22 protein-coding genes and 1 tRNA gene are annotated in these 22,995 nt (G+C 52.0%); 21 read left to right on the top strand and 2 right to left on the bottom strand.

Annotated features, from left to right (window positions below):
* Window positions 1–33 precede the first annotated feature (33 nt).
* From K7G70_RS10730 to nqrM, 8 genes are all read left to right on the top strand, one after another.
* Entirely contained in the window at window positions 34–510 is a 477-nt protein-coding gene (locus K7G70_RS10730; RefSeq protein WP_223788636.1) for a low molecular weight protein-tyrosine-phosphatase, read from the top strand.
* A gap of 406 nt (window positions 511–916) precedes the next feature.
* Window positions 917–2,248, top strand: coding sequence for a Na(+)-translocating NADH-quinone reductase subunit A (locus K7G70_RS10725; RefSeq protein WP_488801381.1), 1,332 nt, complete (start codon window positions 917–919; stop codon window positions 2,246–2,248).
* Window positions 2,249–2,251: 3 nt separating this feature from the next.
* Window positions 2,252–3,409, top strand: coding sequence for an NADH:ubiquinone reductase (Na(+)-transporting) subunit B (locus K7G70_RS10720; protein ID WP_223788635.1), 1,158 nt, complete (start codon window positions 2,252–2,254; stop codon window positions 3,407–3,409).
* A complete protein-coding gene (locus tag K7G70_RS10715) occupies window positions 3,396–4,163 on the top strand; it encodes a Na(+)-translocating NADH-quinone reductase subunit C (protein ID WP_223788634.1) in 768 nt (255 codons plus the stop codon). Before K7G70_RS10720 ends, K7G70_RS10715 begins: the two co-directional genes overlap by 14 nt.
* 9 nt (window positions 4,164–4,172) lie before the next feature.
* Window positions 4,173–4,853, top strand: a complete 681-nt coding sequence (locus K7G70_RS10710; RefSeq protein WP_223788633.1) for an NADH:ubiquinone reductase (Na(+)-transporting) subunit D — start codon at window positions 4,173–4,175, stop codon at window positions 4,851–4,853.
* Between the two features lie 17 nt (window positions 4,854–4,870).
* Window positions 4,871–5,482 carry an NADH:ubiquinone reductase (Na(+)-transporting) subunit E gene (gene nqrE / locus K7G70_RS10705; protein ID WP_223788632.1) on the top strand — a complete coding sequence of 204 codons (612 nt, stop codon included), beginning with the start codon at window positions 4,871–4,873 and terminating at the stop codon, window positions 5,480–5,482.
* Between the two features lie 11 nt (window positions 5,483–5,493).
* Entirely contained in the window at window positions 5,494–6,714 is a 1,221-nt protein-coding gene (nqrF, locus tag K7G70_RS10700) for an NADH:ubiquinone reductase (Na(+)-transporting) subunit F (protein WP_223788631.1), read from the top strand.
* A gap of 52 nt (window positions 6,715–6,766) precedes the next feature.
* Window positions 6,767–6,961: a (Na+)-NQR maturation NqrM gene (nqrM, locus tag K7G70_RS10695; protein WP_223788630.1), complete on the top strand. Its 195-nt coding sequence runs from the start codon at window positions 6,767–6,769 to the stop codon at window positions 6,959–6,961.
* A gap of 43 nt (window positions 6,962–7,004) precedes the next feature.
* On the opposite strand, the gene K7G70_RS10690 is transcribed toward nqrM, so the two are convergent.
* Both K7G70_RS10690 and K7G70_RS10685 read right to left on the bottom strand, forming a co-directional pair.
* A complete protein-coding gene (locus tag K7G70_RS10690; protein WP_223788629.1) occupies window positions 7,005–8,039 on the bottom strand; it encodes an FAD:protein FMN transferase in 1,035 nt (344 codons plus the stop codon).
* Between the two features lie 125 nt (window positions 8,040–8,164).
* Entirely contained in the window at window positions 8,165–9,160 is a 996-nt protein-coding gene (locus tag K7G70_RS10685; RefSeq protein WP_223788628.1) for a DUF4253 domain-containing protein, read from the bottom strand.
* 216 nt (window positions 9,161–9,376) lie between these two features.
* Here K7G70_RS10685 and tgt point away from each other — a divergent pair, with 216 nt between their 5' ends.
* From tgt to nuoH, 13 genes are all read left to right on the top strand, one after another.
* Complete coding sequence (tgt, locus tag K7G70_RS10680) at window positions 9,377–10,456, top strand: tRNA guanosine(34) transglycosylase Tgt (RefSeq protein WP_223788684.1); 1,080 nt, start codon at window positions 9,377–9,379, stop codon at window positions 10,454–10,456.
* A 207-nt stretch (window positions 10,457–10,663) separates the two neighbouring features.
* Complete coding sequence (gene gyrA / locus K7G70_RS10675; RefSeq protein ID WP_223788627.1) at window positions 10,664–13,252, top strand: DNA gyrase subunit A; 2,589 nt, start codon at window positions 10,664–10,666, stop codon at window positions 13,250–13,252.
* Window positions 13,245–14,030 (top strand): triose-phosphate isomerase, encoded by a 786-nt coding sequence (gene tpiA / locus K7G70_RS10670; RefSeq protein ID WP_223788626.1) that lies wholly within the window; start codon window positions 13,245–13,247, stop codon window positions 14,028–14,030. Before gyrA ends, tpiA begins: the two co-directional genes overlap by 8 nt.
* A gap of 4 nt (window positions 14,031–14,034) precedes the next feature.
* Complete coding sequence (gene secG, locus K7G70_RS10665) at window positions 14,035–14,553, top strand: preprotein translocase subunit SecG (protein ID WP_223788625.1); 519 nt, start codon at window positions 14,035–14,037, stop codon at window positions 14,551–14,553.
* 352 nt (window positions 14,554–14,905) lie between these two features.
* Window positions 14,906–14,991 (top strand) — tRNA-Leu (locus K7G70_RS10660).
* 28 nt (window positions 14,992–15,019) lie between these two features.
* Entirely contained in the window at window positions 15,020–15,376 is a 357-nt protein-coding gene (locus K7G70_RS10655; protein WP_223788624.1) for an NADH-quinone oxidoreductase subunit A, read from the top strand.
* The gene (locus K7G70_RS10650; protein ID WP_488801380.1) at window positions 15,346–15,879 is read left to right on the top strand and encodes a NuoB/complex I 20 kDa subunit family protein; all 534 of its coding nucleotides are present in this window, start codon (window positions 15,346–15,348) and stop codon (window positions 15,877–15,879) included. The genes K7G70_RS10655 and K7G70_RS10650 overlap by 31 nt, the downstream gene beginning before the upstream one ends.
* Window positions 15,876–16,589, top strand: coding sequence for an NADH-quinone oxidoreductase subunit C (locus K7G70_RS10645; RefSeq protein ID WP_223788622.1), 714 nt, complete (start codon window positions 15,876–15,878; stop codon window positions 16,587–16,589). Before K7G70_RS10650 ends, K7G70_RS10645 begins: the two co-directional genes overlap by 4 nt.
* A complete protein-coding gene (locus K7G70_RS10640) occupies window positions 16,589–17,842 on the top strand; it encodes an NADH-quinone oxidoreductase subunit D (protein ID WP_223788621.1) in 1,254 nt (417 codons plus the stop codon). The genes K7G70_RS10645 and K7G70_RS10640 overlap by 1 nt, the downstream gene beginning before the upstream one ends.
* Window positions 17,839–18,366 carry an NADH-quinone oxidoreductase subunit NuoE gene (gene nuoE, locus K7G70_RS10635; RefSeq protein WP_223788620.1) on the top strand — a complete coding sequence of 176 codons (528 nt, stop codon included), beginning with the start codon at window positions 17,839–17,841 and terminating at the stop codon, window positions 18,364–18,366. Before K7G70_RS10640 ends, nuoE begins: the two co-directional genes overlap by 4 nt.
* A complete protein-coding gene (gene nuoF, locus K7G70_RS10630; protein WP_223788619.1) occupies window positions 18,366–19,643 on the top strand; it encodes an NADH-quinone oxidoreductase subunit NuoF in 1,278 nt (425 codons plus the stop codon). Before nuoE ends, nuoF begins: the two co-directional genes overlap by 1 nt.
* Window positions 19,640–21,973 carry an NADH-quinone oxidoreductase subunit NuoG gene (gene nuoG / locus K7G70_RS10625; RefSeq protein ID WP_223788618.1) on the top strand — a complete coding sequence of 778 codons (2,334 nt, stop codon included), beginning with the start codon at window positions 19,640–19,642 and terminating at the stop codon, window positions 21,971–21,973. Before nuoF ends, nuoG begins: the two co-directional genes overlap by 4 nt.
* Complete coding sequence (gene nuoH, locus K7G70_RS10620; protein ID WP_223788617.1) at window positions 21,970–22,983, top strand: NADH-quinone oxidoreductase subunit NuoH; 1,014 nt, start codon at window positions 21,970–21,972, stop codon at window positions 22,981–22,983. Before nuoG ends, nuoH begins: the two co-directional genes overlap by 4 nt.
* The last annotated feature ends 12 nt before the right edge of the window (window positions 22,984–22,995 follow it).

The raw sequence follows: 22,995 nt of genomic DNA, 5'->3' as shown, positions 1-22,995 counted from the left end.
TAAACAATTATGAGTGATCGGAAAATGGAGAACATGAAAAAAGTTTTGTTTGTTTGTATGGGCAATATTTGCCGCTCACCCTCAGCCGAGGCGGTGTTCACACAGTTGGTCAAACAACGGGGCTTAGATCATGAGTTTGAGATTGACTCGGCCGGAACCCACTCCTACCACGTTGGTTCACCGCCTGATCGGCGATCGATGCGGGCCGCGCGCAACCGCGGTATCGAAATGGCCCATTTGCGGGCACGTCAAGTGGTGCCAGAGGATTATGATCGGTTTGATTGGTTGGTGGTGATGGATCAGGACAACCGGGACTCATTGGTGGCCATGTTTCCGACGGCCAATCACAGCAAAGTGCATGGCATGATGGATTTTGCCAAGCAGTCCGCACAGACCGAAGTGCCTGATCCTTATTATGGCGGTGGCGATGGTTTTGAGTTGGTGTTGGATTTGTTGGAAGATGCCAGCTTGGGTCTGTTGGACCATGTCAACGCTGCCCATGAAGCCTGACCACACCGCGCCAGCACAGCAACACATGATACCGGCATTGCTGGTTCCAATTGGGTCCCTGATTTTGGTTCTGTTATTGGTCCCAATTGGTCAGTAATCTGGCTGCCAGGATGGTGCCAGACAGCGTCCGGTCAACAGGGGCTGGAAACAGACCAAAAAAATGCCATCTGAAGCACTCTGTGTGTTATCTTTGATTGTTTTTCATGGTAAAATACGCGCGCATTTTTCAGAGCCATAATTCACTTTCATCTGTATCATATCCTGTGGGGGGTCTGTTTGGTTGAGACCACGGGTGTTTGTGGCACAAAAATGCATCGAAATTTGATCCGCTGTTGCCACACGACAAACCTGTGAGCAATGGACTAACTGAATGGGCTGCGGACCACTGGCGCCGCATAAATAAAGCATGATGTATAAGATAAAGAAAGGATTGAACATTCCAATCACTGGGGCCGCGACTGGCGATGTGGTTGAGCACAGAACGCAACAAGTGGCGGTGCTGGGACCTGATTACTTGGGCATGAAACCCACCATGCTGGTGCAGGAGGGTGATGCCGTCAAGCGTGGGCAAAAATTGTTCGAAGACAAGAAAAACCCAGGGGTTTATTTCACCGCGCCCATCGCCGGTGAAGTGGTGGCGGTGAATCGCGGAGACAAGCGAATGCTGTTGTCGGTGGTGATCGCACGCCAAGGCGATGCCGCTGAGACTTTTGCAACGCCTGACCTGAACAATTGTGCCCGTGAAGAGCTGGTGGATCTGTTGGTTGAATCCGGACTGTGGACGTCATTCAGAACCCGTCCTTACAGCAAAATACCCGCCATCGACAGCACGCCCAACAGCGTGTTTGTGACCGCCGTTGACACCAATCCATTGGCCATCGATCCGGTGCATGTGATTGAATCTGATCGCCAGGCTTTTGAGGTGGGTTTACAAGCCGTCAGTCGTTTGACCGAGGGCACCACTTACCTGTGCACGGCTGCTGACACTGGTTTGCAGGTGGCCACTGGCCAGGGCGTTGAGACCGTTGAGTTTGGTGGAGTGCATCCGGCTGGATTGGTGGGCACCCACATCCATTACCTGGATCCGGTGAATGCCAGCAAAACCGTGTGGCACTTGCATTATCAAGATGTGATGGCCATTGGTCGATTGCTGCAAACTGGCCAATTGGATTTGACCCGCATCATTGGCGTCACCGGCCCGGCCGCAGCCAAGCCCAAGTTGGTAAAGACCGATGTCGGTGCGTGTCTGCAGGAGTTGCTGGAAGACCAGGCTTTGAGTCCTGACAAAAGGGTGATCAATGGCAACGTGCTCAATGGTTCCTTTGTGGTTGAAGGCACCGAATATCTGGGCAAATATGCCTTGCAAGTGGCGATCTTGGAAGAAGGCCACCGCAAAGAGTTGATTGGTTGGCTGATGCCAGGCAGCAACAAATTCAGTGTCACCAATGCCTTCATTGGTGGCATCACCCAGAAATTACAAAAGCTGACCACCTCTTCGGGCGGTTCCCCCCGTTCCATGGTGCCCATCGGCGTTTATGAGCGGGTCATGCCTTTGGACATCCTGCCGACCTTGCTGCTCAAAGCCATCATCATGAAAGACACCGATGCGGCTCAGGAGTTGGGTGTGTTGGAATTGGATGAGGAAGACTTGGCGTTGTGCACTTTTGTGTGTCCATCCAAATATGAGTTTGGCGCGATTCTGCGCGAAAACCTCGACAAAATTGAACGGGAGGGTTGATCGATGAGTGAACACAACAAACCACCGAAAAAACAAAACTTTTTTGAAAAAATCGAACACCACTTCGTGGGCGAAGGCAAATTCAAGTCGTTTTATGCCTTGTACGAAGCGGCGGCCACCATTTTTTACACCCCAGGCTACGTATCAAAGCGTGCTTCGCACGTGCGTGATGCCTTGGATCTGAAGCGGGTGATGATTTTTGTCTACCTGGCCACCTTTCCAGCCATCTTCGTGGGTTCATACAACGTGGGTTTACAAGCCAACGGGGTGGATGCAGGCATCATGGCCAACTTTTTCACTGGATTCTTTGAATCCTTTTTGCCGGTCTATTTGACGGTGTTCATTGTGGGTGGCTTTTGGGAGGTGATCTTTGCCTCTGTCAGGGGCCATGAAATCAATGAGGGCTTTTTCGTCACCTCCGTGTTGTTTGCGCTCATTGCGCCACCCGACATCCCTTTGTGGCAGGCCGCTCTGGGCATTTCGTTCGGTGTGGTGATCGCCAAAGAGGTGTTTGGTGGTACCGGGCGAAATTTCGTCAACCCGGCCTTGGCGGGCAGGGCATTCTTGTATTTTGCCTATCCGGCGCAAATGTCTGGCGATCAAGTGTGGGTGCTGGATGGGGTCACCCGAGCCACGCCATTGGGTGTGGCGCCCAATGAAGGCTTGGCGGTCATGGAGTCCCAATTCAGTTGGTACGACGCCTTCATGGGCTTCATTCCTGGCTCCATCGGTGAAACCTCAACTCTGGCCATTTTGTTGGGCGCGGTGTTCTTGATTTACACCGGCATCGCCTCCTGGCGCATCATGCTGGGGGTGTTGTTGGGCATGGTCGGCACCGCCTTGTTGTTCAACTGGATCGGCTCAGATACCAACCCAATGATGAACATGGAACCTGAATGGCATTTGGTCTTGGGTGGATTTGCCTTTGGCATGGTATTCATGGCCACCGATCCGGTGACCGCTTCGGTGACCAACAAAGGCCGCTGGATTTTTGGCATTTTGATTGGGGTCATGACGGTCTTGATCCGGGTCATCAACCCCGCCTTTCCTGAAGGCATCATGTTGGCCATTTTGTTCTGCAACATGTTTGCCCCCATCATCGATTACTTTGTGGTCAAAGCCAACGTCAAACGCCGGGAGATCCGCTATGCCAAGAAATAAAGAATCCACTGGTTTCGTCGTCACCGTGGCCATTGTCCTGAGTTTGGTCTGTGCCACCTTGGTGTCGGTGGCAGCCATCGGCCTCAAACCCATTCAGGAAGTCAATGCCGCCAAGGAAAAGAAGAAAAACATCCTGATGGCGGCTGGCATCTACCAAGACGGTGGTGACATTGAGGCCTTGTTCAAAGACAACATTGAAGTCGCCGCCATTGCCATTCCTTCTGGGCAGCCAGCGAATGACATTGATGTGAACACCTTCGATGCAGTGAAAGCGGCCAAAGACGCCAGCACAGGGCAGTCGCTGGACGATGATCCTGCCAAAATCGGCTACATCGCCAACCACGCGTTGGTTTATCAGCTGAAGGGTGAGGCGGGCATCGAAAAAGTGATTCTGCCGATTCGGGGTTATGGCTTGTGGGGCACCATGTATGGCTTTTTGGCCATGAACAAAGACGGTCAGACCATCGAAGGCCTGACTTTCTATGAGCACAAAGAAACCCCGGGACTCGGTGCCGAAATTGCCAACCCCAGTTGGCAGGCCACCTGGGTTGGCAAGCAACCATACGATGAAAACAACATACCACAAATGCGTTTGGTCAAAGCCATCAGTCCAAATCCAGACGTGGCTGAACACCAAGTGGACACCTTGGCCGGTGCCACGTTGACCAGCCGGGGCGTTGAGGCGACCATCAATTTTTGGCTCGGCGAACGTGGTTACGGACCTTATTTGAGCCAATTGGCGTCACAAGAATAGGAAACTGTCATGGCAGAAAAGAAATCACTCAAAGCAACCTTACTTGACCCGATATTGGCCAACAACCCAATTGGTCTACAAATCTTGGGCATTTGTTCCGCCTTGGCGGTCACCAGCAAAATGGAAACCGCGGCCTTGATGTCGGTGTCACTGACCGCTGTGGTGGCCTGTTCCAACCTGTTCATTTCCATGATCAGGAATGTCATCCCAAGCAGCATTCGGATCATTGTGCAAATGGTCATCATCGCTTCATTGGTGATCATTGTGGATCAATTGTTGCGGGCTTTTTTCCCCGATGTGGCCAAGCAATTGGCGGTGTTTGTCGGCTTGATCATCACCAACTGCATCGTCATGGGACGGGCCGAAGCGGTGGCCATGAAAACCCCGCCCTTGCCTTCATTCATTGATGGCTTGGGCAATGGTTTGGGCTATTCGGCCATGTTGTTGATGGTGGCCACCATCCGCGAGGTGTTCGGTTCAGGCACATGGTTTGGCATGACGGTGTTGCAAACTCAGGCCGATGGCGGGTGGTACATTCCCAATGGGCTGATGCTGCTGCCGCCTTCATCTTTCTTCATCATTGGTTTGTTGATTTGGGCCATTCGGGCTTACCAGCCTGAACAAGAAGAAGCACCCAGCTTCGTCGAAGCCGACTCAGCCAAACCGTTATACAGTACACACGGACACTGAGCAGGGGAGATGGTGCGATGGAATATTATCTGAATATATTTGTCAAAGCGGTTTTTGTCGAGAACATGGCCTTGGCCTTCTTTCTCGGCATGTGTACTTTTTTGGCGGTCTCAAAGAAGGTCGAAACCGCCATCGGCTTGGGCATTGCTGTGATTGTGGTACAGACCATCACGGTGCCGGTCAACAACCTGATCAACGGCTTTTTCCTGAAGGAGGGCGCTGCCTTGTGGCAGATATTGGGCGTTGACATTGATTTGTCGTTCATTGGCTTGGTGGTCTACATCGGGGTGATTGCGGCGATTGTGCAAATCTTGGAAATGGTGTTGGACAAGTTCTTCCCGCCACTGTACAACGCTTTGGGGATCTTTTTGCCATTGATTACTGTGAACTGTGCCATTTTGGGTGGCACCTTGCTGATGGTTGAGCGGGATTTGAATTTCCCAGAATCGGTGGTGTTTGGTCTGGGCTCGGGCTTTGGCTGGTCATTGGCTTTGGTGGCCATTGCCGGCATCCGCGAAAAGCTCAAATATGCCGACATTCCCAAAGGCCTCGAAGGCTTGGGAATCACGTTCATTATTTCTGGACTGATGGCCCTGGGGTTCAGTTCTTTTTCCGGTATTTCTCTGTAAAGGAGTGATTGATGACAACGTTATTTTATGCAGTGGGCTTGTTTTTGTTGATCGTGACCACCTTGGTGGGCATCATTCTGCTGGCTCGCAAGCAATTGGTCAACACCGGTGATGTGACCGTCAACGTCAACGGTGAAAAGGACTTGGCCATGCCGGCTGGGGGCAAACTGTTGGGTTCCTTGGCCGATCAAGGCTTGTTCATCCCTTCGGCTTGTGGCGGCGGTGGCACTTGTGGTCAGTGCAAGGTCAAAGTGTTTGAAGGCGGCGGTGACATCTTGCCCACCGAAGAAAGCCACATCACCAAACGCCAAGCCCGTTGTGGCGAACGGTTGTCTTGTCAGGTGGCCGTTAAGCAAGACATGAAAATTGAAATCCCTGAAGAGGTGTTCGGGGTGAAGAAGTGGGAATGCACGGTCATCTCCAATGACAACAAGGCCACGTTCATCAAAGAATTGAAACTACAGATACCTGACGGTGAATCGGTGCCATTTCGGGCCGGGGGTTACATCCAAATTGAATGCCCGCCTTACGACATTCAATACAAGGATTTTGACATTCCAGAAGAATACCATGGCGATTGGAACCGCTTTAAAATCTTCGACCACCGCTCGGTCAATGCGGAGCCTTGCATGCGGGCTTATTCCATGGCCAATTACCCCGAGGAAAAAGGCATCATCATGCTCAATGTGCGGATCGCTTCACCACCGCCCAATCACCCCAATGTCCCACCTGGCATCATGTCCAGTTACATTTGGAGCCTGAAACCCGGTGACAAAGTAACCATTTCCGGTCCATTTGGTGAGTTTTTCGCCAAAGAAACCGAAGCAGAAATGGTGTTCATTGGTGGCGGTGCCGGCATGGCGCCCATGCGCTCACACATCTTTGATCAACTCAAACGCCTCGGTTCTGACCGCAAAATCACCTTTTGGTATGGTGCCCGGTCCAAGAAAGAAATGTTCTACGTAGAAGATTTTGACTCCTTGGCCGAAGAGTTTGATAACTTCACTTGGCATGTGGCCTTGTCAGACCCCCAACCTGAAGACGATTGGGATGGCTACACCGGCTTCATCCACAACGTGGTTTATGAAAATCATTTGAAAAACCACCCGGCACCGGAAGATTGTGAGTTCTATATGTGTGGACCACCGATCATGAACAAATCGGTCATCAACATGCTGGAAGATTTGGGTGTGGAAGAAGACAACATCTTGTTGGATGATTTTGGCGGATGATGGGTATGTCCATGCAGATCGAATCCAAACGGCATGAATTGGGGAGAGGGTCATGATCACTTTCTTGGTGATATTTGGCATGATTCTCAGCATGATCGCCTTGATGGCGATTGGGGTGATGTTCAAGCGCAAACCCATCTCAGGCAGTTGTGGCGGATTGGGCCAAGTGGGCATGGACAAAGCCTGCGATTGTGATAACCCCTGTGATCGCCGTCGCCGAGGCGGCGTGCGTTTGCATCAAAAATAAGCCGCCTTCGAACCAACTGCTGATTGATCCAGTTGTTGTGGTGTCAATCGATGAATTGAATGCGCCAACCGCTCTGGTCTTGACTGGCTGCCGGACTCAATTGTTGGTGTAATTCGCCCGCCTCGGTCAAACCGAAAAACACCGCCGCGATCCCATGCGTCTCAGCCGCCGCCATCCCGGCTTCGGCCCCCAAACACAACAATCCGGTAGACCAGGCGTCGGCCAGGGTGGCATCGGCCATCAACACGGTCACCGCCACCGTTTGGTGGGTCACCGGACGGCCATTGCGGGGATCGATGATGTGGCTGTAACGGGTGCCGTCTTGGTCATGATAATGCCGGTATGTGCCTGAGGTCATCACCGCCGTGGGCTGTGTGCCATTGACGGCAATGATGGCGTTGATCTGGTGGCTGCCAACGATTGGTTTTTCGACGCCAATGCGCCAGGGTTGTTGGTCGGGTTTGTGTCCAGTGGCCATCATCTCACCTCCAATTTCCACCAAATGATGTTCGATGCCATGCTCTTGGAGTATCTGGGCCAGCTGGGCCACCGCATAGCCTTGGCCAATGGAGGACAAATCCAGGTGCACCGGGGGGTCGACCTGGGTGGTGATGGTCTGATCAAGCGGCAGGCGGTCCAAGCCCACCACTGACAAAGTCTGACTCAAATCGTGTGTTGTGGGAATGGTCAATTGGCGATCGGCAAAGCCCCACAATTCAAACAAAGGCAAACTGGTGGGGTCATAGCAACCTTGGGTGGCTTGGTGGACTTGCAGGCCTTGCTGCATCAATTGTTGGATTTCATCATGCAGCACGGTACCTGCGGGGCTGCGGTTGAAATCTTCAATCACCGAATCAGAACGGTAATTGGACATCACTTGGTCAATGCGTTGCAACTCGTCATCCAGCATCTGTGCCAAGTGGGTACCGTCCACCGGTTGTTCGGTCCAAAAGCTGACGCTGTAGGTGGTGCCTTGGGCAAAGCCAGAAAAGATTTGGATTTCGGGGGTGTCGGGGCCGCAGCCGCTCAACAACAGCCAGCCACCCAAGGCGAAGATTTGACTTGTTTTTTTCATCATTATCAGCAGTTCAATGGGTTCCACACCGCGTGGATTTGGCGCCATTTGCCGCCACCTTCGGGTGCCTGTCTGCGTTGCTCAAGCCGCTGGTAACCAGCCAGTCGACTGGTCGATCAATCATCGGCTCATACCGCCTGATGTAAAAACCAACGGTTCTTGTGTTGTAAGATTTGTGCGTGTTCGATCACGGTCACCCCAGGGGTTACGGTGGTGCTTTCTGCCACGGCTTCATGTTCCAATGAAAGTTGCAGGGCCGCTTCCAGGGTGGCGGGTTTTCGTTGTGACTTCAATTGCAGCATGGTGCCGTAGTGGCTCACCAGTTCAGCGCCATATTGGTCATGCCAATGTTTGAGCATGGAAACCACCGCGGCACTGCCACCCCCTTCGGTGCCATGAAAACGCATGTAGGCCAGGGCTTCCCATGAATGTTCTACCGGTAACAGAATCAAGGCATAATGCTCATTGTCCGGTTCAAACCACGACAGGTATGTGGCTTGTTCTTTGAGGTCCCTGGTGGGCTGGTTTTTCACTTCTTCCTGATCAATCATCCATTTGGTCAATCCCACAAAACTGGTGATGTGGCCTTGATCGACCAAATGCCTGGCTTGTTTTTTCAAGCCGTCACTCAGTACCATGTTGTCCAATAAATAAGCCAGGTTTTCAGACAGATTGGCCGAGTAACGGCCATCGTAATGGTTGACCAACAGTTGGACGTGGCTGGGATCTACCCCGGCCATGATGGTTCTGGGGTGTTGGGGTTGTTTACTGATCTCACATTCAAATGGGTTGCGGTTGAAAATGTCGTCCTTTTTGATGGCGTTTTCCCAGCCAAGAGAGTATTGGTTCCAGCTGACATGCAGCACCGGCCACATGTGAAATGTTTCTGCTTGCGAGCGCAACAGTTCCCACATGTCATACATTTCATCGGGCAACACCTGAATCGCGTAGGCATGATTGGGGTCGCCGGGAATCGGCAACCGGATGATCCGTCTTTTGGCTTTTTGGTGTTGCTGCAGAAATTCGGTGATTTGATTCAAATCAGCGGTCGGGTGGTATTTGAAACCTTGATCATTCTTGGCATAAGTGTTGGCTTTTCCTCTTCCAAACCAATTGTTTAACATATGAGAGTCCCCTGTTTTTATGGTTATATTTGCCAACATTATAAACCATATCTCAAGGGGTAAAAGCAACAGGCAATTGATTCATCTGTTGATACTTGGCAGAATCCTTGCTGCGCTGTTTTTCTGGCCCTAACACGTTATAATGTGCCGCTTCAATTGAGCAGGAGTGCATGGGTGCAATTTGAGTTGAAACAGCCAGTGGGAAAGCAGTCGGGCATGGCCAGGCGTGGGACCTTGACCTTTGCGCGCGGTGAGGTACAGACCCCATGCTTCATGCCGGTCGGCACTTATGGCACGGTGAAAGCCATGTCGCCTGATGAAGTGGAGGGACTGGGGGCTGAAATCATCTTGGGCAACACCTTCCATTTGCTGCTGCGGCCTGGTACAGACGTGATCCAGGCGCACGGTGACTTGCATGACTTTATGGGCTGGGACAAACCGATTTTGACCGACTCAGGTGGCTTTCAAGTATTTTCCTTGGCCAAACGCCGCAAAATCACTGAGGCCGGGGTGACTTTTGCCTCGCCGGTCGATGGTTCCAAGGTGTTCATGGGACCCGAAGAGTCGATGCAAGTGCAGCGCGAGCTGGGTTCGGACATCGTGATGATTTTCGATGAGTGTACCCCATACCCGGCCACCCATGCTGAGGCCCAAACATCCATGGAACTGTCATTGCGCTGGGCCAAGCGCAGCAAAGACGCTTTCGCCGACAACCCCAACGCCTTGTTTGGCATCGTCCAAGGCGGCATGTACGATGACCTGCGAAAAACCTCGGCTGCGGGATTGGTGGACATCGGTTTTCATGGCTATGCCATTGGGGGCTTGTCGGTGGGTGAACCCAAAGATTTGCGTGAACAGGTTTTAACCACCACCACACCTCTGTTACCCGCCGACAAACCGCGGTACTTGATGGGTGTGGGCAAACCTGAAGACATTTTAGAAGCCGTGTTGTTGGGGGTGGACATGTTTGATTGTGTGATGCCGACGCGCAATGCCCGCAATGGCTATTTGTTCACCTGGGACGGGGTGGTGAAAATCCGCAATGCCAAACACCAGTATGACACCGGGCCCTTGGATCCGGATTGTGGTTGCTACACCTGCCAAAATTTTTCTAAAGCTTACTTGCGACATTTGGACAAATGCGGGGAAATTTTGGGCTCGCGCTTGAACACCATTCACAACCTGTATTTTTATCAAGATTTCATGCGTGAGATTCGCCTGGCCATTGAAGCCGATGCCTTGCAAGAATTTGCCAAAAAGTATTACGCCAGGGTGGCGGCAGCCCATGCAGAATAGGCCAGGACACAAGGTGCAGTCAATTCAGTTTGGCCAAGCAGGTCAATTCTGAGGCGTTTTTAGCGCTGGGTGCCTCAATCACCTTGTTTTGCGCGGTTGTGTTGCCCTGAGCCGTTATATTTCCATTTTCGTCATTTTGTTGCGTTTTGAACGTGACTTTTGTGTTACAATTTTGTGCTTATTTATTCGGGCGCCAATGATTAAAAAATGACGGAAAATTCAAGCGATATCATCAAGATTAACATCGAAGATGAAATGCAAAAATCATACCTCGATTATTCGATGAGTGTGATTGTCGGCAGGGCTCTGCCGGATGTGAGGGATGGATTGAAACCGGTGCACCGCCGGGTGCTGTACGCCATGAATGTGTTGGGCGTCAGCTGGAACAAAGCGCACAAAAAATCAGCCAGGGTGGTGGGTGATGTGATTGGTAAATACCACCCACACGGTGACACCGCTGTGTATGACACCATCGTGCGAATGGCACAGCCTTTTTCCATGCGCTACATGCTGGTCGATGGTCAGGGTAACTTTGGCTCGGTGGACGGTGACTCCCCGGCTGCCATGCGATACACCGAAGTGCGCATGGCCAAAATCTCCCATGAAATGTTGGCCGACATCGACAAAGACACGGTTGACTTCATACCCAACTACGACGAAACCGACACCGAACCTGAAGTGCTGCCCACCCGGGTACCGGCCTTACTGGTCAATGGCTCGTCCGGGATTGCCGTGGGTATGGCCACCAACATCCCGCCCCACAACTTAACCGAAGTGATCAATGCCACTGTGGCCTTGATCAAAAACCCCGAAGCTTCCCTGGATGAGTTGATGACCCATTTGCCGGGTCCGGATTTTCCCACCGCCGCTTACATCAATGGGGCCGAAGGCATCCAAGAAGCCTATGCCACAGGCCGCGGCAAAGTCTACATGCGGGCCCGGACCGAGATTGAAACCGATGAGGCCACCGGTAAACAAACCATCGTGGTCACAGAGATCCCGTATCAGGTCAACAAAGCCCGCTTGATTGAAAAAGTGGCCGAGCTGGTCAAACTGAAGAAGATCGAAGGCATCAGTGCCTTGCGCGATGAATCTGACAAAGACGGCATGCGCATCGTGTTTGAACTGCGTCGGGGTGAAGTGGCCGAAGTGTTGCTCAACCAACTGTTTAAACTGACCCAGTTACAAACCGTGTTTGGCATCAACATGGTGGCTTTGATCAATGGCCAGCCACGCACTTTGGGACTGGTTGATATCCTGACTGAATTCATCAAGCACCGCCGGGAAGTGGTGGTCAGACGCACCCTGTTCGAGCTGAAGAAAGCCCGTGATCGGGCACACGTGCTGGAAGGACTGGCCGTGGCCTTGGCCAACATCGAAGAAGTCATCGAGTTGATCAAACAATCGAAGAATCCGGCTGAAGCCAAAGACAAGCTGCTGGCCAAGAAGTGGAATTCATCGTTGATCAAAGCCTTGTTGGATGACGACGCGCACCTATGCCGCCCGGAAGACCTGGATGATCAATATGGCTTTTTTGAAGCGGGTTATCAATTGTCGCCAATTCAGGCCAAAGCCATCCTGGATCTGCAATTACACCGCTTAACCGGTCTGGAACAAGACAAAATCACCGAAGAGTTCAAAGAAATCATCCTGGCCATCAAGGAATACCTGGAAATCCTGACCAACCCCGATCGTTTGATGGCGGTGGTCACCGAGGAACTGGAGGAGATCAAAGAAAACTTTGGTGATGAGCGACGCACGGTGATCATGAATCGCCAACGCCACTTAACCATGGAAGACCTGATCATCGAAGAAGATGTGGTGGTGACTTTGTCGCACGAAGGCTATGCCAAGATGCAACAAATTGATGTTTATCGGGCGCAAACCCGGGGTGGCAAGGGCAAATCAGCCACCGCCATGAAGAATGAAGACTTCATCGAACGGTTGTGGATCGCCAACACCCATGACACTTTGTTGTGTTTCAGTAACCAGGGACAGGTGTACTGGCTGAAAGTGTATGAGTTGCCGATGGCCTCCAGAACCGCCCGCGGCAAGCCGCTGGTGAACCTGTTGCCATTGGACAAAAACGAAAAAATCACTGCCATTTTGCCGGTGCGTGATTACGATGAAGACAAATACGTGTTCTTTGCCACCGCCAAAGGCGTGGTGAAGAAAACCCCGTTGTCCAATTTCTCGCGCCCACGGGCCAATGGCATCATTGGTTTGGGCTTGCTTGATGGTGATTACCTGGTTAATGTCGAATTGACCAATGGTTCGCAAGACGTGTTCTTGTTCTCCAGTTCCGGCAAATGCATCCGCTTTGATGAAAATGATGTGCGTTCCATGGGACGCACCGCGCGGGGTGTGCGAGGCATCACCCTCAAAGGCGACCACCGAGTGGTCTCCATGTTTGTGGCTGAGGAGGGCAACGTGTTGGTGTGTACCGAGAATGGTTTTGGTAAACAAACCCGTTTGGAAGAATTTTCCAAGATCAAACGGGCTGGCCAAGGGGTGATCGCGATTCAGACCAGTGAACGCAATGGTGCGGTGGTCGGCGCTTGCCAAGTGCTGCCTGAAGACCAGATCATGCTGATCAGCAATGCCGGCACTTTGGTGCGCACAGCGGTTGATGGCATCTCCACGGTTGGTCGCAACACCCAAGGGGTGACCTTGATCCGCTTGGCCGACAAAGAGAACCTGGTCAGCATCGCCAAAGTGGTCAACCTGGATGCCGATGATACCGCCGAGTCGGGTGCGGGTGAAGCCGATCCAGACAGTGAGGCCACTGATGAGTGAAGCGATGCTTGAACGCCGGCTGTTGGTGGCCGGTAATTGGAAGATGCACGGCTCAAAAATATTTGTGCAAGAAATGATGGCGGCATTGCAAACCGAATTGCCTGCAGCCATGGCTTACGATGTGGCCGTGTTCCCGACTTACATCCATTTATATGATGTGATTCAACAAAAGCCGGCACAGTTGTTGTGCGGGGCACAAAACCTCAGTGAACATGATGACGGTGCCGTGACCGGCGAGGTCAGTGCCGCGATGTTGGCTGATTTGGGTTGCGACATGGTGCTGGTGGGGCATTCTGAACGGCGGGTCATGCACCGAGAAAGCAATGAAGAAGTGGCCTTGAAGTTTCGTCAGGCCATCCAGCACCAATTAACGCCGGTGCTGTGCGTGGGTGAATCTTTGGTGGAGCGACAAAGCGGCCAGGCTTTCGACGTTGTTTGGGCTCAAATCAACGCCGTTTTGGGGTTGGTGGGCATGGAACAACTGGCCCAAGGGGTGTTGGCCTATGAACCGGTTTGGGCCATTGGAACCGGCGAGACAGCCACCGCTGAACAGGCCCAGGAAGTTCATCAATATATCCGTTCTCAATTGGCTGCGATTGATGATACAATAGCGCGCCGCATCCGCATCCTTTATGGAGGAAGTTGTAAAGGTTCCAATGCATTTGAACTTTTTTCGATGCCTGATGTTGATGGAGGTCTGATAGGAGGCGCTTCATTGACGGCCCAAGATTTTATGGCAATTTGTCATCAAGCCGACAAGTTGTCCCAAGGAGTATAACTAAATGAGCGAAATTAATTTTCTGAACATCTTGCAAGTGATTGTTGCAGTTGCTTTGATTATTTTTATCTTGATCCAACGAGGCCCAGGGGCCACGGCCGGTTCTGCTTTTGGCAGCGGCGCATCTGGCACGGTATTTGGGGCCAAAGGTTCGGCGTCATTTTTGACCAAAACCACCGCCATCCTGGCCACTGCCTTTTTCATCATTACCATGACCATTGCCATGAATGCCAGCAGTCAGTTTGCTTCCACCGGTGAAGAAGCTGAGCAAGACCTCGGGGTGATTGGCACTTTGGATGACATTGATGCCGAACCATCCATGGAATCAACCGATCCTGTTGATGGCCCGGCCGCAGATGTGATCATGAACGACAACAACGATCCAGTTGACACCGATGCAGCCACAACGGGTGACACCGAGCCAGCCATGAGTCGGGTGGATGAACCCATGAATGAAGCCGAAGCGGCCACCAGCGAAGCCGCTGCGGAAGAAACAGAAGAAGATGGTGGTGAAGGCAACTGAAGCCAACCGCTGATTGAACCACAGTGAATTTCGAGCCAGTGGCCGTCAGGGAGGCCAAATTGGCTTCGAAATTCAAAAATAAAATTTTAATAAATGGCCAGGTCACAGCTACCATAACAGACCTAAGCCAAACGGCATCGAGCACATGAGTCGCAGCTTAAAACATCGGATGGCTGCCAGTGGCCAGGGAACAACTCGAGCCAAACCATAATGACAATAAATGGCCGGGCTGGCAATTGCTTGCCAAGACCCGCCAAACACATCAAAGATCGGTAATCAGATGGCAATTTGTCCTGACGGTCGATCCGCGATGCACTATAATAATAAACATCAACCAGCAGGTTGAAATTGTGCCGAAGTGGTGGAATTGGTAGACACGCTATCTTGAGGGGGTAGTGACCCACGGTCGTGCCGGTTCAAGTCCGGCCTTCGGCACCAAAACTTTAAAAAAACAGGGGACAGCTGAATGATAGCTTCTTATTTTCCGATCTTGATGTTCTTGGCGGTGGCCACCGGCTTGGGCGTTGCTCTGTTGTCTTTGGGTTTGTTGTTTGGAACCCGCAAAACCAACGATGAAAAAACTTCTGCCTACGAATGTGGCTTTGAGGCCTTTGATGATGCGCACATGAAATTTGATGTGCGATTCTATCTGGTGGCGATTCTGTTCATCATATTTGATTTGGAGATCGCGTTCTTGTTCCCTTGGTCAGTGGTGTTGGAAGAGTTGGGGCCATTTGGTTTGGTTTCCATGTTCATCTTTCTGTTTTTGTTGGTCATTGGCTTCATCTATGAATGGAAGAAAGGAGCGTTGGAATGGGAGTAGTCGACAACATCCTGCAACCCGTCGTTGACCCAGGTGTTGACAACAAAGGGTTCATCACCACCACCGTAGATGCCTTGGTCAATGGCGCACGCACCGGTTCCTTGTGGCCCATGACCTTTGGCTTGGCCTGCTGTGCCGTCGAAATGATGCAAGCCGGTGCATCACGCTATGATTTGGACCGTTTTGGGGTCATCTTCAGGCCTTCGCCCAGACAATCGGATGTGATGATTGTGGCCGGTACTTTGGTCAACAAAATGGCACCCGCTTTGCGCAAAGTCTATGATCAAATGCCGGAACCCAAATACGTCATTTCGATGGGTTCTTGTGCCAATGGGGGTGGTTATTATCATTATTCCTATTCAGTGGTGCGGGGCTGTGATCGCGTGGTACCGGTTGATATCTATGTGCCAGGCTGTCCACCCACGGCCGAGGCATTGATTTATGGCATTATGCAGCTGCAAAAGAAAATCAAACGCACCAACACCATTTCCAGAACCTCATGAGCACCCACAAATTTCAGTTAAGCAAGGAATTGGCCGAGCATTTCAGCGACGGCCTGGTACAAATCAATGAATCTGAACACGGTGTGACATGCACCATCCCGGTTGAATCTTGGACCGAAGTGGCCAAGCTGTTGCGGGATGAAGAGGCGTTTGCCTTTGAACAATGCATGGACCTGTGTGGGGTGGATTATCTGACTTATGGCGAAAGCGAATGGCAGACCGATGACGTCACTTCGACCGGTTTCAGTCGTGGTGTACAAGGCAAAGGACCTGGCCGCTTCTCCTGGAGTGAGCGCCGCAGTGAAGCGATGGAAAATCGTTTTGCGGTGGTGGCCCAACTGTTGTCAGTCAAACACAACCGCCGCCTGACCATCAAATGCTTTGCCCCCGATGAGGGCATGCTGATGGTGCCATCCTTGATTGAAGTTTGGCCGGGGGTCAACTGGTTCGAACGTGAGGCGTTTGATTTGTATGGCATCATTTTCAAAGGCCACCCGGATTTGCGCCGAATCTTGACTGATTATGGATTCATTGGCCACCCATTCCGCAAAGATTTTCCTTTGATCGGCAACGTCGAGGTCATCTATGACGAAGACCAAGGGCGGGTGGTGTACCAACCGGTGTCGATCGAACCCAGGGTGTTGGTGCCCAAAACCATTCGCCGGGATTCCCGCTATGCTGAAAACATGAATGATCAGGAGGCTTCCTAATGGCTGAGATCAAAAATTACACCATGAACTTTGGGCCACAACATCCAGCCGCTCATGGGGTGTTGCGCTTGATTTTGGAATTGGATGGTGAGGTGGTGGAACACGCCGACCCCCATGTGGGGTTGTTACATCGAGCCACCGAAAAGCTGGCTGAATCCAAACCCTACAACCAGTCCATAGGCTACATGGATCGTTTGGACTACGTGTCCATGATGTGTAATGAGCATGCTTATGTGCGGGCCATTGAACAACTGTTGAACATCGAAGTGCCGATCCGGGCACAATACATCCGCACCATGTTCGATGAAATCACGCGCATCAGAAACCATTTGATGTGGATCGGAACCCATGGCTTGGATTTGGGTGCCATGGCCCTGTTCTTGTATGCGTTTCGTGAGCGGGAGCACTGTATGGACATGTATGAGGCGGTCTCCGGAGCCCGCATGCACGCCACTTATTACCGACCCGGTGGGGTTTATCGAGATTTGCCTGATCAGATGCCACAGTATGCCGAGAGCAAATGGACCAAAGGCAAAGACCTGGCTTACGTTAACGAATGGCGAGAGGGGTCCTTATTGGATTTCATCGAAGCCTTTGCCAATGACTTTCCTAAGAAAGTGGATGAATACCGCACCCTGTTGCAAGACAACCGCATTTGGAAACAACGCACCGTGGGCATTGGTGTGGTGTCACCCGAACAAGCCAAGGCTTGGGGCTTTTCTGGGCCCATGCTGCGCGGCAGCGGCGTGGCTTGGGATTTGCGCAAAAAACAAACTTACGCCGCTTATGACAAAGTGGACTTTGACATCCCAGTCGGGGTCAATGGTGACTGCTATGACCGTTACCTGGTGCGCATGGAAGAAATGAACCAATCGGCCCGCATCGTCAGGCAATGTGTGGAGTGGTTGAAAAACAACCCAGGTCCGGTGATGGTCGATGAGTACAAAGTGGCGCCACCCAGCCGAGAAATGATGAAAGAAGACATGGAGTCGATGATTCACCATTTCAAACTGTTCACCGAAGGTTATACGGTGCCGGCCGGTGAAGTGTATGCCGCAGTGGAAGCCCCCAAAGGTGAATTTGGGGTGTTTTTGATATCTGATGATTCCAACAAGCCTTTTCGACTGAAGCTCAGGGCCCCTGGTTTTGCTCACTTATCGGCCATGAATGACATGGTCAAGGGGCACATGCTGGCTGATGTGGTGGCGGTGATTGGCACCATGGACATTGTATTTGGGGAGATCGATCGATGATGTATCAAGTCAATCCACAACATGACGACAAATCTTTGGCGATGGAGCTGTTGAGCGATGAGACCCGCAGTCACATCGATCAATGGTTGGCCAAATACCCACATGACCAACGCCGTTCGGCCTTGATTGGCGCTTTGCATGCCGCTCAAGATCAAAACGGGGGTTGGCTCAGTGAGCCGATCATGCAAGCGGTGGCCCAATACCTGGAAATTCCATCGGTTTGGGCTTATGAAGCGGCGAATTTTTACTCCATGTTTTTCACTGAGCCGGTCGGCAGACACAAAGTGGCCATTTGCACCAACATTTCATGCATGCTCAGAGGCGCCGATCAAGTGGTGAAATATGCCGAACAGAAGCTCGGCATACAATTGGGTCAAACCACCGCGGATGGCCGCATCACTTTGGTCAAAGAAGAGGAGTGTGTGGCGGCCTGTGTCGGTGCCCCGATGATGATCATCGATGGCCACTACCATGAAAACCTGACCGAAGAAAAAATCGATAAACTGTTGGGAGGATTGTCCTGATGGCGGTATACAACGTTTGTTTGAATCCCGACAAAGACCATTCATTGGCCAATTACCTGGCCAAAGGTGGCTACGATGCCTGGAAAAAAATCCTGGCTGAAAAAACCGATCAGAATGAGATCATTGACACCGTCAAAGCGTCCGCTTTGCGGGGTCGTGGTGGCGCGGGTTTTCCCACGGGTTTGAAATGGAGTTTCATGCCGAAAGACGCCCCAGGACAAAAATACGTGCTGTGTAACTCCGATGAATCGGAACCCGGCACCTGCCACGATCGCGACATATTGCGTTACAACCCGCATGCGGTGATTGAGGGCATGGCGATTGGTGGCTATGCGATGGGCGCCACGGTTGGTTACAACTACTTGCGCGGTGAATTCCACCACGAACCGTTTGAGCACTTTGAAGCGGCATTGAAAGAAGCTTATGAGGCCGGCTTGTTGGGCCGCAACATCAAAGATTCCGGGATCGATTTTGACCTGTATGCGGTGCATGGGGCCGGTGCCTACATTTGCGGTGAAGAAACGGCGTTGATGGAATCGTTGGAAGGCAAAAAGGGCCAACCCCGGTTCAAACCGCCGTTCCCTGCCAATTTCGGCATTTACGGCAAACCCACCACCATCAACAACACCGAATCATTCGCTTCCGTCCCGGCCATCATGCGCAACGGGGCCGACTGGTTTTTGGAGTTGGGCAAGCCCAACAACGGTGGGGTGAAAATATTTTCGGTTTCCGGGCATGTGAACAAACCCGGCAACTATGAAGTGCCTTTGGGCACGCCATTCAGTGACTTGTTGGAAATGGCCGGCGGCGTATTGGATGGAAAAAAACTCAAAGCCGTCATCCCCGGAGGCTCTTCCATGAAGGTCTTACCCGCCGAAGTGATGATGGGCTTGACCATGGATTTTGATGCCATCGGCCAAGCCGGCTCAGGTCTTGGCTCGGGTGCGGTGATCGTGATGGCCGAAGGCACCTGCATGGTTGAGGTGTGTCAGCGCTTGTCGCGATTCTATTACATGGAGTCTTGCGGTCAGTGCACGCCATGCCGTGAGGGCACGGGGTGGATGTATCGGGTGTTGACGCGCATCTTGAATGGCCAAGGCAAAGACGAAGACATCGACATGCTGCGCCAAGCCGCGGGTCAAATTGAAGGGCACACCATTTGTGCCTTCGGTGAGGCCGCCGCGTGGCCAGTACAGGGCATCCTGAAATACTATTGGGATGAGTTTGAGTATTACGTCAAACACAAAAAATCAATGAACGAGAGGTTCACCTCATGACCGACACCAGCAATCATGTGAGCGACAACACCGTTGTCATTGAGATCGATGGTCGTGAAATCAAAGTGGAAAAGGGCAGCATGATCATTGCCGCTGCTGACCGGGAAGGGATCAAAATTCCACGGTTCTGTTACCACAAAAAATTATCCATTGCGGCCAATTGCCGGATGTGCATGGTGGATGTCGAGAAAGCGCCCAAACCGTTGCCGGCTTGTGCCACCCCGGTGATGGATGGTATGAAGGTCTATACCCAGTCCAAACGGGCCATTGATGCGCAACGCAATGTGATGGAATTTCTGCTCATCAACCACCCCTTGGATTGCCCCATTTGTGACCAGGGTGGTGAGTGTGAGCTGCAAGACGTGTCCATGGGCTATGGCCGAGATGTGTCGCGATATGTGGATTCCAAACGGGTGGTCGAAGACGAAAATTTGGGCTCTTTGATTGCCACCGACATGACCCGCTGCATTTTGTGTACCCGCTGTGTCCGTTTTTTGAATGAGATCGCCGGTACCGATGAACTGGGTGGGATTGGTCGAGGCGACCGCACCAACATCAGCACCGCGGTGGGCAAAGCCGTGGCTTCTGAAATGTCGGGCAATGTCATTGACTTGTGTCCGGTGGGGGCTTTGACTAACAAACCCTTCAGGTACAAGGCCCGGGCTTGGGAATTGATGGCCACAGCCGCGATTTCCATGCACGACGGTGTGGGCTCTAACTTGTATTACCACACCCGCAACGGTCGCATCCTGCGCACTGTACCCCAGGACAATGATGCCTTGAATGAAGCTTGGTTGTCAGATCGGGATCGCTATGCCATCCATGGTTTGAACCATGAAGCAGACCGGATCACACAACCCATGGTCAAAGAAAATGGCCAATGGCATGAGATCAGCTGGGAAGAAGCGTTGGGCAAATTGGTCAACCAAATCAAGAAGTATGATGGCGATGACATTGCCTTGTACACCTCCAATTATGCCACCACCGAAGAATACCTTTTGCTGAAACAGCTGTTTGATCAATTGGGCAGCAAGCAACATGAGCACCGCATCAACATCACCGATTTTTCTGACGCCGATCGATTGCCCCGCGTGGATGTGCCTCTGGAACGGGTCAATCAAGCCCAAAAGATCGTGTTGGTGGGTGGTTACATTCGCCATGAACAACCCATTTTGAATCACAAAATCAGGCAAGCCTGGTTGGCTGGCGCCGAAGTGTCATCGTTCGGTCCCCAAGCCTTTGATCAGAATTATGATTTGTTGCATGATTTCACCGGCACCCAGGTTAATTGGGTCAAACAGTTGGCTTCACTGGCCAAATGCGTGGCTGACATCAAACAACGTTATCCGGAAGGGGCTTTGGGTGAATGGGTGAAAGCACAAAAAACCGACGAAGACATCAATCATTTGGCCAAGCAACTGCTGAAAGACGGGGTGCAAGGCTTGTTCGTGGTCGGACAAATCAGTCAGGCACACCCCCAAGCCAATATGATCAAAGCCATCACTGCTTGGTTGGCGCAAGCCACCGGTGGCCAGGTCAATGAGTTGAGTGCCGGAGCCAATGCCTCAGGCGCGCATTTGGCTGGCCTGCATGCCACCGGCGACATCAAGCAAAACGAGCACCGACTGAATCTGGTATACCAAGCGGAATTGTCAGACTTTGCCGACCAAGCAGCCATCAAAAACACCTTAACTAACAGTGACTTCACGGTTGTTTTTAATGCATTTTGTGATGTAAATATGAAGTCCAGAGCCGATTTGATCTTGCCCATTGCCTTGTTGCCTGAGTGCACCGGCTCGATGGTCAATAACTACGGCCACCGACAAACCTCAACAGTGGCGCACAAGTCGCCCGGCGACACCAAACCCGGTTGGCGGGTGCTCAGGGTCTTGGGCAATCTGTTGGAGCTGGACCATTTTGATTACCAAGACATCAATGAGGTGATGGCCATCACTGAAAAGTTTCAAGGTCACCAACCCGTGATCAAGCAAGACTGTGAAGTGCATGAACTGGTGGTCAAAGGCTTGGCCCTGTTTGCCCGTCAAGGCATTTACGACGGTGATCCATTGTGTCGCCGCTCACAACCGTTACAAGACAGCCCCTTGGCCACGTCCGATGCGGTCTATGTGAACCCCAAAGATTTGTTGTCGATCGGCTTTGCCGCCGGCGATTTGGTCTCCGTGGAACAAAATGGTCGTTATGCCGAGTTGACCTTGGCAGTGACCGATGAGGTGCCTGAGGGTTCTGCTGTGGTGAATTTGGGTCGTCACTCGACGGCCATGTTGAATGCCACCGAATTGAATGTCGCCATCATTGGAGTGCAATCATGAGAGAACTGCTGGAATTCTTGATTCTCGACAACCTGATCTACATCCTGATGATTGTGCTGGGGGTGATTTTGACGGTGGCTTACTTGACTTACTTTGAACGCAAAGTCATTGCTTTCATGCATGTCAGGATGGGTCCCAACCGTGTGGGACCGCGCGGCTTGTTACAACCTTTTGCCGACGTGCTTAAGTTGTTGACCAAAGAAATCATTTTTCCACAGAATGCCAACAAGTTTTTGTTTCTGATCGCGCCGATCATCACCTTGGCCACCGCCTTTGCCGCCTGGGCCGTGGTGCCTTTTGCCGAAGGCATGGTGCTGGCTGACATCAACGCCGGTTTGGTGTATGTGTTGGCCATGACTTCATTGGGGGTGTATGGGGTGATCATTGCCGGTTGGGCATCCAACTCCAAATACGCTCTGTTGGGGGCCTTGCGCTCAGCGGCCCAAATCGTGTCGTATGAGATTGCCATGGGCTTTGCCCTGGTGGGCGTGTTGGTGGCGGCCGGGACTTTGAACCTGTCAGACATTGTGCGGGCCCAGGAAGGCGGCATCGTGCATTGGTATATCTGGCCCTTGTTGCCATTGTTCATGATTTACTACATTTCCGGGGTGGCCGAAACCAACCGGGCGCCTTTTGATGTGGCTGAAGGCGAATCTGAAATTGTGGCCGGTTTTCATGTGGAATACTCAGGGGCGGCTTTCGCGCTGTTTTTCCTGGGTGAGTATGCCAACATGATTATTATTTCGGCCTTGACCGCCTTGATGTTCTTGGGTGGCTGGTATTCACCGTTCACCGGTGACAGTTGGCTGGCCCAGCCCAGTATTTTCTGGTTCTTGGCCAAAACTTCATTTTTCTTGTACGCCTACTTTTGGTTGCGCGCTTCTCTACCCAGGTACCGATACGATCAAATCATGCGCTTGGGCTGGAAAGTGTTCATCCCCATCACCATCGTGTGGATCATGGTGGTGGCGGTGATGAAGGTCTACCATGTGGGCCCCTGGTGGAATTGAACCCATTTCGAG

Source organism: Marinicella meishanensis, from assembly GCF_019931145.1.
GTDB lineage: Bacteria > Pseudomonadota > Gammaproteobacteria > Xanthomonadales > Marinicellaceae > Marinicella > Marinicella meishanensis.
This window is presented reverse-complemented; position numbering and strand designations above follow the sequence as displayed.